Here is a 15,069-nt window from a genome sequence, read left to right as displayed (position 1 = left end):
ATCGACCCATTGCCAAATTAGGCGACGAGCGAGCGGTTCGACCACCAGAGCGCAAGCGCCATAAGGCCGAACAGGATCACGAGCGTGCCGAGCAGCAGCATATGCCATTTGCGGTACATGGACAAGATGGCGACGTACTCGCGGATAAAAGCGTTCGGCAGGTAGTAAAAAGCGGTCTTCGACCCGATCCCGTCAGCTTGCAGCCCCGCTTTGCGCGCGTAGACGCCGGCCCGGAACAGGTGGAAGTTGTTGGTCGCGAACACGCAGGTGTACTTGCCTTCGCCGCTTTCGGCATCCATGATCTGTTTGGAAAAAGCCATATTCTCCAGCGTGTTCACCGATTGGTCTTCCATACGGATCTGCGCGTCGGGAATGTCCTGTTCCAGCAAATAATTGCGCATGGCGGCGGCTTCCGGGATGATCTCGTCCGAGCCTTTGCCTCCGGAGACGACGAACACGGGCGGCGTGTAGAGCAGATCTTCCTGCTTGCGGTAAAAAGCGATGCCGCGCTTGAGCCGTCCGGCGAGCAGCGGCGTCACTTTGTCGCCTTTGAGCCCGGCGCCGAGCACGACGATGTAGTCGCGCGGCGCGCGCGGACGCACCAGATTGTACAGCACGCACGAGACGAGGTAGCACAGGAAAATGAAGCCGAAATACCCGGTGACCGCCGTCATGAGGCCGATCGGCAGCGCCAGTTCTTCGCGGTGGGTCCACAGCGGGGAGAACAGCAGCAGGCCGAGGTACGCGAAGATCAGCAGTCCGAGACCGAGCGTGAGCAGGTTTTTCGGTTTGAAGCCTTCTTTTCTCCATAAAATGCGTGCGTTGTAGAGCAGTCCGGCTCCGGTGCCGATAACGAGCAGAGGCAGCAGCACGACGAAGGCCAGCGCGCCGAAAGCGGCGGCATACATGACGGCGGCATTGTCGTCGGCAACCTGGATCACGCTGATCATGAGGGAAAAAGCGAGCAGCAGCAGCCCGGAAGTCAGCAGCATGCCGACGCGGATACGGCGTTTGTCGCGGAGGTAGCTGACGACGAAAGCCAGCAGAATGAGGGCGGTCAGCCCATAGCTAAAAAGGAAGATCATCGGTTGTCAAAGCTCCCTTTCGTCCCGCCGGCCGAACAGGCCGCCTGCAGCCCGGCATTGCCGGATCCTGCGGGCGGCCCCGTCCGTCGGTCGTAGAATTCGGTCGTAGAATATGGAAGGCGGTCTACACGACCAGCACGATGGCCGGCTCTTCGCAGTGCGCGCATTGGAGCGGCGGGTCCCAATCGGAGAATTCCGTCTCCTGCAGGTTCACCAGGTCCGGCGCTTCCGCGTATTCGTCCAGAAATTGTTCAAGCGCGTTCTCGATATGCTGCTTGCATACACAGTACATGACAGACACTCCCGGTTGTTGGATTTGAAAAAAGAGAGGCGGCGCAAACAGCAGCTATTGGCTCGCTTCCGGACGTTCCCCGAGCGTCACGGTCGCTTTCTGCTTTTTGCCGTCGCGGTAATAGCTGATGCTCATTTTCTCGCCGATTTTTTTGTAGCCGTATAAGTATTTGCGCAGCATGAGCGTCGAATCGATCGACCGGTTGTCGAAGCCGACGATTACGTCGTTGAGCTTGATGCCGGCGTCCTTGGCGGGGCCGAGCGATTCCAGCACGACGACGCCTTTGTCGACGCCGCTCGGCAGCTTGAGCTTGTCGACCTGGTCTTCGGCCATCGGGGCGTACGGGTTGCTCAGATCGAGCGAGTACACGCCGAGGTAAGGCCGGCTGATCCGGCCGCTCTCGAGCAGCTCGCCCGCCGTCGCCATGACCTGATTGACCGGAATGGCGAAGCCGATCCCTTCCACCCCGGTGCTGGCGATCTTCATCGTGTTGATGCCGATCAGGCGGCCGTCGAGGTCGACCAGCGCGCCGCCGCTGTTGCCTTCGTTAATCGCGGCGTCGGTCTGGATCACCTGCTGCTCCCAGTCGTAGACGCCGTCTTCGTTGAGCGAGACGGGCATGATCCGCTTGGGATAACTGACGATGCCCGAGGTCAGCGTATCGCCGAGGCCGAGCGGATTGCCGAGCGCGATCACCGTCTCGCCGAGATCGAGCTGATCCGAATTGCCGATCTTCGCCACGGCCCGGACTTTGCCGGCGTCCACTTCCAGCACGGCGATATCGGTGATGAGGTCCGAGCCGACCGCTTTGGCTTTGAGGCGCGTGCCGTCGGTCAGCACCGCTTCCAGTTCTTCGGCGCCGGCGATGACATGGTGATTCGTGATGATATACGCTTTGCCGCCCTGCTTCTGGAACACGACGCCCGAACCGAGCGCGGCGTTCTCAAGCGTCGTCTCGCCGGCCGTGCGGTGATTCACGATGCTGACGACCGCGGGCCGCACGGAAGCGGCGGCCTGCACGATGCGATCGTACGGATCGCCCGAAGACGCCGCCGAAGCCAGCGCGCCCGTGTTCACCCGGGGCAGCACGAACGCGGCAAACACGCCGCCGAGCAGCAGCACGGTCAGCAGCGAGCCGATGACCGCGCCGAGCACGGCGCTGCCGGCTCCGCCCGCTCTTCGGCCGCGGCCGCTTCTGCCGGAGCCCTGGCGTCCGCGGCGGGTGCCACGCTCGGCGAAGCCGCTGCTGCGTCCGCTTCCGCCGTAATATTCGTCGTCAAACAGGCTCATGGTCATCCTTCCTTCCATCTATGCACGCCGTCCGCCGCGGGATCGGCCGGTCTGGGGCCGGTCGTCCGGAGCGGCAGCTTCGAACTCTCGTTGACTGCGCGTGGTCCTCTATCCATTAAACCGTTTGCTTGCCTGCCGACGCCGATCAGAGCCCTGCCTCGATTATTCGGCGCTTATTCCGTGCTTATTCCGTGCTTATTCGCCGCTTTTGCTGCCGACTTCGTCCCACGGCGTCGGCATGTTCCAGTACGTGTCGCGCAGTTCGAATTCGCTGTCCTTGAAAAAGACGCCGCTGTCTTCCATCGAGCAGCGCACCGTCATGCGCGCGATGTCCATCATGTTGTGGTCGCGGCTGAGGTGGGCCAGATACGTGCGCTTCAAGCGGCCGTTCAGCAGCTCGCTTAACGCTTCGCCCGCCGCGTTGTTGGACAAGTGGCCGATATCGCTAAGAATCCGCCGCTTGATGTTCCACGGGTAACGCCCCATGCGCAGCATCTCGATATCGTGGTTCGACTCCAGCACGAGCACGTCGGAGTCGTAGATCGCTTCCTTGACCCGGTCGCTCATATAGCCGAGATCGGTCGCGAGGCTCAGCTTGTGGATGCCGTCGTCGAACGTGTAGCCGACCGGCTCCGCCGCGTCGTGCGAAATGCCGAACGATTCGGCGCGCAGCGAACCGAAGTCCGCCGCCGTGCCCGTTTCCAGAATTTTGCGCTGGGCCGGCTCGATCTGCCCGACGTATTTTTTCATCGCTTCCCACGTCTTCTCGTTCGCGTAGATCGGCAGCTTGTACTTGCGCGCAAGCGCCCCTACCCCTTTGACGTGGTCCGTGTGTTCGTGCGTGACGAGGATGCCGCTGAGCTGCTCCGGCGACACGTCGCGTTCGCGCAGCAGGTCTTCCACCCTTCTCGCGCTAAGCCCCGCGTCGACCAGCAGCGTCGTGCCGCCCAGCTCGATCACCGTGGCGTTGCCCGTCGATCCGCTCGACAATACGGTAAAACGCATTCCCATACTCATTGATAATCTCCTTCTCTCCGCTGCTCAGGGACTGATAACGTCTCCGCTTGCTCCCTGCACGTAGTACACGCTGTATGAAGGGTTCGCGTCGCTCTCGATCGTGAAGCGCCACACCGGCGCCGCCACCTGCGTCTCCGAATCGAACGTCTGGCCGTAGAAGCCCAGTACGATCTCCTTCACCACCGCGCCTTCGGGCAGATAATTCTCGATCAGCGTGCCGAGCGCTTTCTGCGCGGGCAGCACTTCCGTCTCGCCGCCGGCTCCCTGGATGTCGACCGGGGCGCCGCGGTAAGCGGTAATCTTCTGATCGGTATAAAAAAGTTCCAGGCTTGCGTTGAACAGCGGCCACTGCCGCTCGAACAGCGGATGCAGCGTGAACGAACCGTCCCCGCTGCCGCCCGCCGCAAAAGCGTCGTAGCTGTACGTCCCGATCTGCGGGATCTCGTTTTTCAGAGCCGAAGCCAGGTCGTTCGGCGCGAAGATCAGCTTGCTGTCGGCCGGAACTTCCAGCTGCACCGGTTCGCTCGAAGCCTGGCGGACGTAGCGGTACGAGATCTTCGGCAGGCTCGGCGTATCGGCCGGGATCGAAGTCAGCACCTGGATATTTTTCTCTTCCATCGCGCGCTGCGTGCTCTCGCTCAGCGAGCCGAAGCCGAGGCTTACGCCCTGCTGCTCGCGGAAGTCGTTCCAGAGCTGGTAGCCCAGCACCAGATTCAGCAGCAGAAACGCATAGATCAATACGTTCTTCGCCCTTCCCCAATCCAAGTCCCGTCTCCCCCTTTTGCCCGGCCGTCCGATGCGGCGGTTCGCCGCCCTGCCTGCCGCTTGCTCTTGCTGCCGAAGCCCAGCCTAGCTGAACGTCGCGATCGATCCGTCTGTCAGCACGGCCACCCAGCCCGGCACGAGCCGCAGCGTGTCGCCGTTCATGCGCGGCGTATACGCCGGGTACAGATCGACGACTTTGCGGCCGTGCACGTCCTCGATATTCGTGATGCGGTCGATCAGCATCTGGCCGCCGGGCAGCGTATACTGCGGGCCCTGCTTCCCGACGTCCGCCGTCTCCAGCAGCGACCGCTCGTAGAACGAGACGGTGCCCTGCTGCAGAATCAGGTTCATGAAGCCGTAGCGCACGCTGCCGCTGCCGAGAATCGGCAGCGAGCCGTAATACTGCTGGAAGCGGACGCTGAAATCGGAATCGTTGTCCGAATTGCCGCCGCCCGGCAATTCGGCGCGGTAGCGCCCGTTCCAGCCACCATGCTGGTTGACGAAGTCGACGGCCGACAGTACGCTTTCGGTCGCGTCCGCTTCGATCGCCGGCGCGGCGGCCGGATCGGTATAGGTCATCCAGCGCGCCTCGTCTTCGATCTGGAGGCTGCGCTTGCTGTCGGTGTAGATCTCCGAACCGTCCTGTTCGTGAATGTTGCGTGTCACGGCCGGATCGGCGAACAGATTGCGCTGCATCTGGTCGCTCGTGAACGATTCGGTCTCCAGCACCGCTTCCGCCAGCACGATCGGCTTGGACGGCACGTACAGCGTATGCTTGTTCAGCGGCGTGTACGGCGTCCATTCTTCACCGAACGCCACGTGCTGCAGCACGTCCTGCACCGTCAGGTCGAGCTGCTTCGCCTCGTACACGTCCCGACCGTCGGCGCTGAAGAAGAAGGCGCGCGGTTTCTCGTCGCCGCTGCCGGTGTAGATCCAGATCCGGTCGATATCCGCCGTCTCGAACGCCGTGTCCGCGGACAGCCGCATCGTTTTTTGCAGCAGTGGAACGGGCAGGCCGGTTCCGAACGACAGCTCGATGCCCGGATTGTCGGCCGCGATCTTCGCCCAATCTGCGCCCGAGACCGGCTGCACCTGGAACGCGGCGAAGTCGCGTGCCTGAATGCGCGCATAGATCAGCTTGTAAAAAGCCGAATCCGGATAGAAAATCGTGTGCTTGTCTTCGCCCATATGAATGATCATGCGGTCGGGATACAGCGTATCCTCGACGCTTCGCAGCTCGCCCATCTCGTCGGTCCGGACGTAGCCGGCCGACGAGACGACGACCGAACCCGTGCCGGGCAGCCGATAGATCAGCAGGTAGCTCTGCACGAGACTGACGGCGACGAGCACGGTCAGTACCGCCGTTTTGAGCCGTTCTTTCACTTATTCGCCGCCTCCTTCCGCATAGGCGGGCAGCGTGAACGTCACGCGCGTGCCCTGCCCGAGCTCCGATTCGATCGCGATATCGCCGCCGTGCGCCTCCACGATCTCGCGCGCGATGGCAAGCCCCAGCCCGGTGCCTCCCATTCCGCGCGAGCGCGCTTTGTCGACGCGGTAGAACCGCTCGAAGATCCGGCCCAGCTCTTCTTTCGGGATGCCGATGCCGGTATCCGACACGACGACCGCATAGCGCAGGCCGTCTTCGAGCCGGTAGGCGTCCAGCGTCACTTCGCCGCCTTCGGTCGTGTATTTCATCGCGTTGGACACGACGTTGTCTAGCACCTGGTCGATCTGGTCGCGATCGACGTTGACCGTGCCGAGATCCGGCGAAGCCTTCAGCCGGATGCCGATGCCTTTGCCCTGCAGCGGAAACGTAAAGCGTTCCGCAACTTCCTCGACCAATTCGAACAGGTCCGCTTTTTTGCGGCGCAGCGCCGTCTCCTTGGAATCCATGCGCGACAGCTGGAGCAGGTCCGTGACGAGCCGGATCATGCGCTCCGTCTCGTTCTGGATGACGCCGACGAAGCGTCCGGCCACGGCCCGGTCGTCCAGCGCGCCGTCTTCGAGCGCTTCGGTATAACTCTTGATCGTCGTGAGCGGCGTGCGCAGCTCGTGCGACACGTTGGCGACGAATTCCCGCCGCAGCGTGTCGAGCCGTTCCTGCTCGGTAATGTCCTGCAGCACCGCGATCGTGCCGCTGACGCCGACTTCCGTGCCGCTCTCGCGGCGGTGGATCGGGCTGAGCGTCGCCTTGATCGTCAGGTCTTCGCGCCCGCCCGGGCCTCCGGGCGAATCCGGCGTGCCTCCGCTGCCGCCCAGAATGATGCTGCGCAGCCCGGCGGACGGCAGTTCTTCGTCGTCTTCGGGCAGGTCGAGCAGCCCCGAGATGCCGCGGCCGATAATATCGGCTTCGCGCATGCCGAGCATGGCGCTCGCGACCCGGTTGACGAGAATGACCGAGCCGGATTCGTCGGCCGCGATCACCCCGTCGCTCATATTCGTCAGAATCGAAGACAGCTTCTCTTTCTCTTCTTCGTTGAGCGCCAGCACGCCCTGCAGGCGGCTCGTCATATGGTTGAACGCTTCGCCGAGCTGGCCGATCTCGTCGCTGCCGAATACCGGCATCCGTACGTGGAACCGCCCTTCGGCGACCGCGGTCGCCCGCTTGGTCATCTCCTTGATCGGCTGCGTGACCGTATGCGCCAGAATGACGCCGAGCACGGCCGTCAGGCAGAGCGCGATCAGCACGCCGGAGATGAAGATGCCGTTGATGCGCTGCATCGTATCGTACAGGCTCTGCATCGAAGCGACGATATAGATCGCGCCGACGATTTTGCCGGCGCTGACGACCGGCTTGGCGACGACCTTTTTGCGGACGTTGTCTTCGTCGATAATGTATTCCTCGTTATCGTCGATGCCCTGCAGCGCGCGGCTGACGACGGTCTGCGTGTTTTTGCTGTTCACGAGATCCGCGTGCGTCGACAGCGACGTGATCAGCACGCGGCCGCTGACGTCGAGCACCTGGATCTCGCCGCTGCTCATGCTGGAGAAGTTGTCGACGAGCGTCCGCAGGCTCGCGGTCTTGTCCTCGGCCGCTTCCCCGCTGCCCGTCCAGTTCTGTCCCGCCAGAACGGACAGCAGTTCGGCCTGTTCCTTGAGGTCGTTCGTGAAATTGTTCGTCAGCGACGTCTTCATCGCGCTGACGAAATAGACGCCGATCAGCTGCATCGCGATCAGGATCAGCAGCATATAGACGATGATCAGCTTCGCCTGCACGGAACGGAAAAAAGCGGCTCCGCGAAACATGGCCTAAAATCCTCCCGGCTTGTTCGAACGCATCATGTAGCCGAGGCCCCGGCGCGTCAAAATGTATTCCGGCTTGCTCGGATCGTCTTCGATCTTCTCGCGCAGGCGCCGGATGGTCACGTCGACCGTGCGCACGTCGCCGAAATATTCGAAGCCCCACACCGCCTGAAGCAGATGCTCCCGCGTCATGACTTTGCCCGCGTTTTTGCCCATGTAATACACCAGCTCGTATTCGCGGTGCGTCAGGTCGAGCGGCTCGCCGTTCTTGTACACCATATACATATCCGTATCGATAAAAAGGGCATCCACGGTCAGTCCCTGCCGCTGCTGCGGCTGCGCGCCCGTGCCCGGATGCAGCGCCGCGCCCGGCTGGTGGCGGCGCATCTGCGCCTTGACCCGGGCCAGCAGTTCGCGCGTGCTGAACGGCTTGGTAACGTAATCGTCCGCGCCCAGCTCCAGCCCCAGCACTTTGTCGATCTCGCCGTCCTTGGCGGTCAGCATAATGATCGGCACCGGCAGTTGGGTCCGCACTTCGCGGCAGACGTCCATGCCGTCCTTGCCGGGCAGCATCAGATCCAGCAGGATCAGGTCCGGCTTCTCGCTCAGCGCAAGTTCTACCGCCCGAATGCCGTCGAACGCGCAGATGACCTCGTAGCCTTCTTTTTCCAGATTGAATTTTAAAATATCCGCAATCGGCTGCTCGTCGTCCACAACCAGGATTTTGCCCTGCATTTCGATTGGCCCCCTTGCTCGATTCCCCGTTATTCTCGGGATCTTTCCCGGGGATATCTTCGTTATTTTACCATAGGACACGGGAAAAAGCGCCGCCGGGAAAGGTCCGGAGGCGCTTAATATCCGAGAACGTGTCATTCAAAACGCATAAAGCGTCACAGTCGCCCGCAGCCCTTTTAAGGCAAATAGGACAACGGGTTTTCCGGCGAGCCGTTTTTGCGGATCTCGAAATGCAGATGCGTGCCGGTGGAGCGGCCGGTGTTGCCCATCACGCCGATCGACTCGCCGCGGGAGACGGACTGGCCGACGCTCGCGTTGATAACGCTCAGGTGGCCGTAGCGGGTCTCGAAGCCGTCGCCGTGGCTGACGATGACGATATTGCCGTAGCCGCTCATCTGGCCGGCGTACGTGACGGTACCCGGTGCGGACGCCTTGATCGTCGACGGCCCGGTCAGGTCGATGCCGGCGTGCATCTTGCCCCAACGCTTGCCGAACGTGCTGGAGATCGAAGCGCCGCTGACCGGCCAGCTGAAGCCGCTGCCGCCGGACGTCACTTCTTCCTGATCGTCGCGGTCCGAAGACGATTCGGACGAGGACGACGTGTCCGGCTCGGAAGACCGGGACTGTTCGCGTTCGGACGAAGAAGACTCCTCGCTCCGTTCGGCCGATTGTTCCGGCTGCGGAGCTTGTTCTACGACCGGCTTTTCTTCGACGATCTCTTTGGTTCCCTTGACGATGACGATCGGCGCGGAGCGGCGAACGACTTCCTGGCCGACCCAAGCTTCGCGCACGATCTCGCCGTTTTCTTTGGTCAGGCGGTAATCGACGCGCTTCGCTCCGCTTTTGCCGGGGGAAGCGACGATCCGTTTGCCCGCGGCCAGATCGGAATTGCGGCGAATGACGAGTTCCGGCGCGGTCGGAATAATCTCCGAGACGGATTCGACCGTCGTGACGGTGATCGCCGGGTCCGGCAGCGTAATGCGAAGTTCTTGGCCGATCTGGAGCGTGAACTCCTTGATATCGGTGTTGTTCGCGTAGAGGTCGTCCTGCGTGATACCGAACCTTGCCGCGATCGAGCTGACGGTATCGCCTTCGGCGACCGTGTAGGTCACCGGATCTTTTTGCCCGACCGTCAGCAGTTTGTACGCTTCTTCTTCGGTCAGCAGACGCGTCGGCGATGTCTCGGTCTGGCTGTACGCGATTTTCTCGTTGATCTTGATCGAATTCAGCTTGGACGTCGACGCGTCGGCCGACGCGGAACGGCCGGTCGACGCCAGACGTTTGGTCGCGGCGCCCGCCGTCTGCGTGCCCTGCTTGATATACGACTTTTCGGCTTTGCGGACGAGCTTTTTGGCGGTCTGCTCGTCTTTGACGATGCCGATCGTTTTGCCGTCCACAACCAGCTCGACGCCGGTAGCGTAAGCTTTGATCGTGCCTTCGAGCTTGCGCAGCGTCTCTTCGGTCTCCGGCACGACTTTGTAGCCTTCGGCCTGCTCGGCCCGGATGTTCGCCGTGAACAGCTTCATGTCCGCGTTCGGATATTTGGCCGCGAACTCCGCGCGTTTCTTCGCGATCAGCTCGTCAAGCTGGGTTCGATCGGCGATCGTCCCGACGATCGTATCTCCGGAATACACGTTATAATAAGGCAGCGTATGCGCTTCTACGTATTTGAATCCGCCGAAGGTCAGTCCGCCTGCCAGCACGGCACCGCCCACGATTCCCGCTGTCCAGCGGCGAATCTTCCCCGGCTTTCCCCCTGCCAAGACGACCTTGCTCCCCTGCTGCATTTCCGACTGCTCGGAGGATGCGGCTTCGACTCGGCTGTTGTTGTTCGGACTCTCCATGTTCTTCGATCTTCTCCTTTGCCTCGCAGACTAACGTTAGAAATAGTGTCAAAATTTTAACCTTTAAAAAACCTCCGTCTACCTTACCACAGATTCCGCGCTTTTTTCAACTTTACGACAAAGCAAAAAACCCGCGCGGGGCGCGGGTTTGAGCGTTCTAACTAGGTGGTTCGGCGCACAAGGCGCGGTACTGCTGGGACGAAGTCCGGTTTAGACGTAGATCGGAAGAACCGGGTTCGTCTGCTCGCGGTTGCGGCCGACGGAGAAGATGGCAATCGGAATGCCGGTAAGTTCGCTGACGCGGTTCACGTAATTGCGCGTCGACTCCGGAAGGTCTTCAAGCGTCTTGGCGCCCGTGATGTCTTCGCTCCAGCCCGGCATTTCTTCGTAGACCGCTTCGCATTCGGCCAGCTGCTTGAGGCTTGCCGGGTAATGCGAGATGATCTCGCCGCGGAACTTGTAGCCGGTGCAGATCTTGACCGTATCGAGGCCGGTCAGCACGTCCAGCGAGTTCAGGGACAGGCCCGTGATACCACTGACGCGTCTCGCGTGGCGCACGACGACGGTGTCGAACCAGCCGACGCGGCGCGGACGGCCGGTAACGGTGCCGTACTCGTGGCCGGTCTCGCGGATCGTGTCGCCGATGACGTCATGCAGCTCGGTCGGGAAAGGACCGTCGCCGACGCGGGTCGTGTAGGCTTTGGCTACGCCGATGACCTGGTTGATACGCGCCGGGCCGACGCCGGAACCGATGCAGACGCCGCCCGCGGACGGGTTGGACGAAGTGACGAACGGGTAGGTGCCCTGGTCGATATCGAGCATGACGCCCTGCGCGCCTTCGAACAGCACTTTTTTGTCCTGATCGATATATTCGTTGAGCACGACCGACGTGTCGCAGACGTAAGGACGCAAAATTTCCGCATACTCCAGATAGTCTTTGAGAATTTGTTCCACGTCAACCGTTCCGCCGCCGTAGACCTGTTCGATCATATGATTCTTTTCTTTTACCAGATGGCGCAGCTTGAGCTCGAACTCTTCCGCGTCCATAAGATCCGCCATGCGGATACCGATACGGGCCGCTTTGTCCATGTAGCACGGGCCGATGCCTTTGCCGGTCGTTCCGATTTTGTTCGGGCCTTTGCGTTCTTCTTCGAGCGCGTCCAGCACCATATGATACGGCATGATGATGTGCGCGCGATCGCTGATGGACAGATTCTTCGTCGTGAAGTCGTTATCGTGAATGTAGTTGATTTCCTCGATCAGCGCTTTCGGGTTGATGACCATCCCGTTGCCGATTACGCAGGCTTTGTCCGTATAGAAAATGCCCGATGGAATCATCGTCAATTTGTATTTTTTGTTTTCGATCAAAATGGTATGGCCCGCGTTGTTGCCGCCTTGATAACGGGCGACCACGTCGGCGCTTTCCGCCAAATAGTCCGTAATCTTGCCTTTGCCTTCGTCTCCCCACTGCGTTCCCACTACGACTACCGTTGACATTTTACATTCCTCCGTGGGTGCCTTTGCACCTTTGTATTGGTCGTCCGTCCTCTATCCCGGCAGGAATTTCGTCAGTGGAAAATACCGGCGGAGAAGCGTGCTAACGGACGAGCGGAGACGGCTTTTGTACGCATTTTTGCCTGAAAAAAAGGACGCAAAACACGAAAAAGCGCTCCTTGCGCTGCTTTAACGCAGCAATCATAGTGTACCAGCCCGTTTTTTCAAAGTCAAATAAATAACGAACGAATTAGAGAGGGAATGAATTTAATGTTCGGAAATGAGAAGAGGAAAAAAGAACGTAAAAAAGCGGAAGAGAAACTCTTCCGCTTGGGGTCGTGCGTATGAAGCCGGCGCTTGTGGTCCCTCCCCACGAAGGATGCAAAGGCGAGCTTAGTATTTGTACGATTGGCCGCCGTCGATCGGGATCACCGCGGCGTTGATGTAATCGGCCTGGTTGGACAGCAGGAAGGCGACGAGGTAAGCGACTTCTTCCGGTTTGCCGTAACGTTTCATCGGGTTCGGCTGAATGAACTCTTCGCCGGCCGCTTCCCAGTCGTCGCCGCCGATTTGGCGCAGCGAGCCTTCGACCATCGGAGTCATGATCGCGCCGGGCGCGATCGCTTTGATGCTGATGCCGTATTGGCCGTATTCGATACCGGAGTTGCGGGTCAGACCCACGACGCCGTGCTTGCTGGCCGCGTAGCCGGACTGGCTGCCGACTCCGCGGATGCCGCCGACGGAAGCCGTGTTGACGATCGAACCGCTGCCTTGTTCCTTCATGATTTTCAGCACGTATTTCATGCCGTAGAAGACGCCGTCCAGATTGATGCTGACGACTTTGCGGAATTCGTCGATGCCGAAGTCTTCGGTCAGGTCCTGCTTGCCTTCGATGCCGGCGTTGTTGAAGAATCCGTCGATCCGTCCGAACCGCTCCATCGTCTGGTCGACGTAGCTGCGCACTTCTTCTTCCTTGGCGACGTTCGCCGTCACGATCAGCAGTTCCGCCTGCGGTACGGCTGCGAGAATCTGCTGCTTCGTTTCTTCCAGGCCGTTCGGGTTGAGGTCGACCAGCACGAGCTTGGCGCCTTCTTTGGCGATTTGCAGCGCGGAAGACTGGCCGAGGCCCGAGCCTGCACCGGTAATAATAACAACTTTATGTTCGAATCTGTTCATGAATGACACGTCCTCTCAGAAGTTTGAAGTTAAACGTACACACTTATTAGCACTTACTAACTTTATTATAACACATATGATTTAAATTTGCATTATTGCTTTGGCAAGTTTATCGACGTTTAAATTTTTCCTTTCAATTTCCAGAAAAGGGTTCCGCTCCGCTAGCGGAAAAGCACAGCGGGATTAACGTCCTCAGAGCAGTTATTTGTACAAAAAAACCGTCAAAAGCGCAAATAACGACGCAGATCCACTTATTTTGTGAAAAAAGAGGGATTTCGGTGCCAAACCGGAGGAATAAATGCTTCTACGACGCTATTTGCGCACAGCGTGGACAGGCAGACCGAAATAACGGTCCTCACGCCGTTATTCAAGCGGCAGGCGGACTCCAAGGACGAAGGTTGCGTACAGACCCGCCGCCACGCTGGGCGATGCCGCCCTGACCTACGTCGTCCTCTGGGCCGCGTCTTCCATGCTCGGCTGGAATCTGTCGTATTTCGATATGTTCGTCGTGGCGCTGGTCGTCGGTATTTTCGAATTCTTCTTCCATATTTGGCTGCTGCAAGACGGGATTCCCGGGCGCAAAAATAATGAAGGGCATGCGCGGTTTCGTGCTCAGCGTTGAGAGGCGGAGAGATTTACCAGGTGAAAGATAAAAGCGAAAGATAAAAGCACAAGATAAAAAAAGATTTTCTTTTCGGGTTCGAAGTCTCCTTAAATTTGACTAGAAAAAGGTCCGCCGGATTGTCCGGCGGACCTTTTTCTATCCCGCAAACGAGTCCGAGTGGGCTCGTTCGTAATTCACGAATTTATTGAAGTTTTTGAGAAACACGAGCTCGACGGTTCCGACGGGACCGTTCCGCTGCTTGGCGATGATGATCTCGATAATGTTCTTTTTTTCCGTATCGGCATTGTAGTAATCGTCCCGGTACAGGAACGCGACGATATCGGCATCCTGCTCGATCGAGCCGGATTCCCGAAGGTCGGACATCATCGGACGCTTGTCCTGACGCTGCTCGACGCCCCGGCTGAGCTGGGACAGCGCGATGACCGGAACTTCCAGTTCCCGCGCGATCTGCTTCAGCGTCCGGGAAATGTCGGAGACTTCCTGCTGCCGGTTCTCGCCCGATTTGCCGCGGCCCTGGATCAGCTGCAAATAATCGATGACGATCATGCCGAGGCCTTTTTCCTTTTTGAGCCGGCGGCATTTGGAACGGATATCGGCTACGGTGATCCCCGGCGTGTCGTCGATATAGATTTCGGCTTCGGACAGCGAGGCGATGCCCATCGTCAGCTTGGTCCAATCTTCGTCGCTTTTGAAATCGCCTGTCCGCATGACGCTGGCGTCGAGATTCGCTTCGGCGCAGATCATCCGCTGGACAAGCTGCGCCGCCGACATTTCCAGACTGAAAATAGCCACCGTCTCGCCCGCCCGCACCGACACGTTCTGCGCGACGTTCAGCGCGAACGCCGTTTTGCCGACGGAAGGACGGGCCGCGAGAATGATCAAGTCGTTGCGCTGGAAGCCGGCCGTCATGCCGTCCAGATCGACGAACCCCGACGGAATGCCGGTCGTGCCGCCGCCGCCCTGATTCTGGTGCAGCATTTCGACGCGGTCGAACACTTCCATCAGTACGTCGCGAATCGCGACAAAACCGCCGCTTGAGCGGCGGTTGGAAATTTCGAGGATTTTGCGTTCCGCGTCGCTCAGCATCAGGCCGACGTCTTCGCCGCCGGTATATCCTTCGCTGACGATCTGCGTCGCGGTACGGATCAGTCTGCGCAGCATCGCTTTTTCTTCGATCATCTGCGCGTAATACTCGACGTTGGCGGCCGTCGGGACGGCGTGCGCCAGCTTGGACAAATAGCTGACGCCGCCGAGGTCTTCCAGCTGGCCCCTGTCTTTGAGCAGCGAGGTCAGCGTCACCAGATCGATCGGCTGACTCTCTTCCCCGAGTTGGACCATGGCCTCGAATATCATCTGGTGCGACTTGTCGTAGAAATCGTCGGCCGTGATTTTCTCCATGACTGTAATAAGTGCTTCGGCCTGGAGCAGCACCGCGCCCAGCACGGCCTGCTCCGCTTCCAGATTTTGTGGCGGAATCCGGTCGAAAAAGAGATCCTCGCTCAT

The 15,069-nt window shown here is 59.8% G+C and carries 13 protein-coding genes; 1 reads left to right on the top strand and 12 read right to left on the bottom strand.

What is annotated here, in order from left to right:
• Positions 1 to 17: 17 nt before the first annotated feature.
• From FTE24_RS02975 to FTE24_RS02925, 11 genes are all read right to left on the bottom strand, one after another.
• Complete coding sequence (locus FTE24_RS02975) at positions 18 to 1,085, bottom strand: YdcF family protein (protein ID WP_150234375.1); 1,068 nt, start codon at positions 1,083 to 1,085, stop codon at positions 18 to 20.
• Between the two features lie 124 nt (positions 1,086 to 1,209).
• Complete coding sequence (locus tag FTE24_RS02970; protein WP_141447777.1) at positions 1,210 to 1,377, bottom strand: CxxH/CxxC protein; 168 nt, start codon at positions 1,375 to 1,377, stop codon at positions 1,210 to 1,212.
• Between the two features lie 54 nt (positions 1,378 to 1,431).
• The gene (locus tag FTE24_RS02965; protein WP_150234377.1) at positions 1,432 to 2,667 is read right to left on the bottom strand and encodes a S1C family serine protease; all 1,236 of its coding nucleotides are present in this window, start codon (positions 2,665 to 2,667) and stop codon (positions 1,432 to 1,434) included.
• 195 nt (positions 2,668 to 2,862) lie between these two features.
• Positions 2,863 to 3,678, bottom strand: a complete 816-nt coding sequence (locus FTE24_RS02960; RefSeq protein WP_141450425.1) for an MBL fold metallo-hydrolase — start codon at positions 3,676 to 3,678, stop codon at positions 2,863 to 2,865.
• Between the two features lie 30 nt (positions 3,679 to 3,708).
• Positions 3,709 to 4,449, bottom strand: a complete 741-nt coding sequence (gene yycI, locus FTE24_RS02955) for a two-component system regulatory protein YycI (protein WP_150234379.1) — start codon at positions 4,447 to 4,449, stop codon at positions 3,709 to 3,711.
• 84 nt (positions 4,450 to 4,533) lie between these two features.
• Complete coding sequence (locus tag FTE24_RS02950) at positions 4,534 to 5,832, bottom strand: two-component system activity regulator YycH (RefSeq protein WP_150234381.1); 1,299 nt, start codon at positions 5,830 to 5,832, stop codon at positions 4,534 to 4,536.
• Positions 5,833 to 7,695: a cell wall metabolism sensor histidine kinase WalK gene (walK, locus tag FTE24_RS02945; RefSeq protein ID WP_150234383.1), complete on the bottom strand. Its 1,863-nt coding sequence runs from the start codon at positions 7,693 to 7,695 to the stop codon at positions 5,833 to 5,835.
• 3 nt (positions 7,696 to 7,698) lie between these two features.
• Positions 7,699 to 8,427 carry a response regulator YycF gene (gene yycF, locus FTE24_RS02940; RefSeq protein ID WP_141447782.1) on the bottom strand — a complete coding sequence of 243 codons (729 nt, stop codon included), beginning with the start codon at positions 8,425 to 8,427 and terminating at the stop codon, positions 7,699 to 7,701.
• Positions 8,428 to 8,603: 176 nt separating this feature from the next.
• Positions 8,604 to 10,271 carry a M23 family metallopeptidase gene (locus FTE24_RS02935; protein WP_150234385.1) on the bottom strand — a complete coding sequence of 556 codons (1,668 nt, stop codon included), beginning with the start codon at positions 10,269 to 10,271 and terminating at the stop codon, positions 8,604 to 8,606.
• Positions 10,272 to 10,481: 210 nt separating this feature from the next.
• Positions 10,482 to 11,768, bottom strand: coding sequence for an adenylosuccinate synthase (locus tag FTE24_RS02930; RefSeq protein ID WP_150234388.1), 1,287 nt, complete (start codon positions 11,766 to 11,768; stop codon positions 10,482 to 10,484).
• A 390-nt stretch (positions 11,769 to 12,158) separates the two neighbouring features.
• Positions 12,159 to 12,941, bottom strand: coding sequence for an SDR family oxidoreductase (locus FTE24_RS02925; RefSeq protein ID WP_150234390.1), 783 nt, complete (start codon positions 12,939 to 12,941; stop codon positions 12,159 to 12,161).
• 421 nt (positions 12,942 to 13,362) lie between these two features.
• Here FTE24_RS02925 and FTE24_RS02920 point away from each other — a divergent pair, with 421 nt between their 5' ends.
• Complete coding sequence (locus tag FTE24_RS02920) at positions 13,363 to 13,563, top strand: DUF2512 family protein (RefSeq protein ID WP_150234392.1); 201 nt, start codon at positions 13,363 to 13,365, stop codon at positions 13,561 to 13,563.
• Positions 13,564 to 13,701: 138 nt separating this feature from the next.
• Here FTE24_RS02920 and dnaB read toward each other — a convergent pair whose 3' ends face one another.
• Positions 13,702 to 15,069, bottom strand: coding sequence for a replicative DNA helicase (gene dnaB, locus FTE24_RS02915; RefSeq protein ID WP_141447787.1), 1,368 nt, complete (start codon positions 15,067 to 15,069; stop codon positions 13,702 to 13,704).

Source organism: Saccharibacillus sp. WB 17, from assembly GCF_008634075.2.
In the GTDB taxonomy this organism is placed as follows: Bacteria; Bacillota; Bacilli; order Paenibacillales; family Paenibacillaceae; genus Saccharibacillus; species Saccharibacillus brassicae.
Note: the sequence above shows the minus strand (reverse complement) of the source record. Positions and strands in the feature narration are given on the sequence as shown.

Excerpts from the sequence above, each read along its gene's own strand:
- FTE24_RS02975 (WP_150234375.1), bottom strand. The coding sequence starts at position 1,085 with ATGATCTTCCTTTTTAGCTATGGGCTGACCGCCCTCATTCTGCTGGCT.
- FTE24_RS02970 (WP_141447777.1), bottom strand. The coding sequence starts at position 1,377 with ATGTACTGTGTATGCAAGCAGCATATCGAGAACGCGCTTGAACAATTT.
- FTE24_RS02965 (WP_150234377.1), bottom strand. The coding sequence starts at position 2,667 with ATGAGCCTGTTTGACGACGAATATTACGGCGGAAGCGGACGCAGCAGC.
- FTE24_RS02960 (WP_141450425.1), bottom strand. The coding sequence starts at position 3,678 with ATGGGAATGCGTTTTACCGTATTGTCGAGCGGATCGACGGGCAACGCC.
- walK (WP_150234383.1), bottom strand. The coding sequence starts at position 7,695 with ATGTTTCGCGGAGCCGCTTTTTTCCGTTCCGTGCAGGCGAAGCTGATC.
- yycF (WP_141447782.1), bottom strand. The coding sequence starts at position 8,427 with ATGCAGGGCAAAATCCTGGTTGTGGACGACGAGCAGCCGATTGCGGAT.
- FTE24_RS02935 (WP_150234385.1), bottom strand. The coding sequence starts at position 10,271 with ATGGAGAGTCCGAACAACAACAGCCGAGTCGAAGCCGCATCCTCCGAG.
- FTE24_RS02930 (WP_150234388.1), bottom strand. The coding sequence starts at position 11,768 with ATGTCAACGGTAGTCGTAGTGGGAACGCAGTGGGGAGACGAAGGCAAA.
- FTE24_RS02925 (WP_150234390.1), bottom strand. The coding sequence starts at position 12,941 with ATGAACAGATTCGAACATAAAGTTGTTATTATTACCGGTGCAGGCTCG.
- dnaB (WP_141447787.1), bottom strand. The coding sequence starts at position 15,069 with ATGAGCGAGGATCTCTTTTTCGACCGGATTCCGCCACAAAATCTGGAA.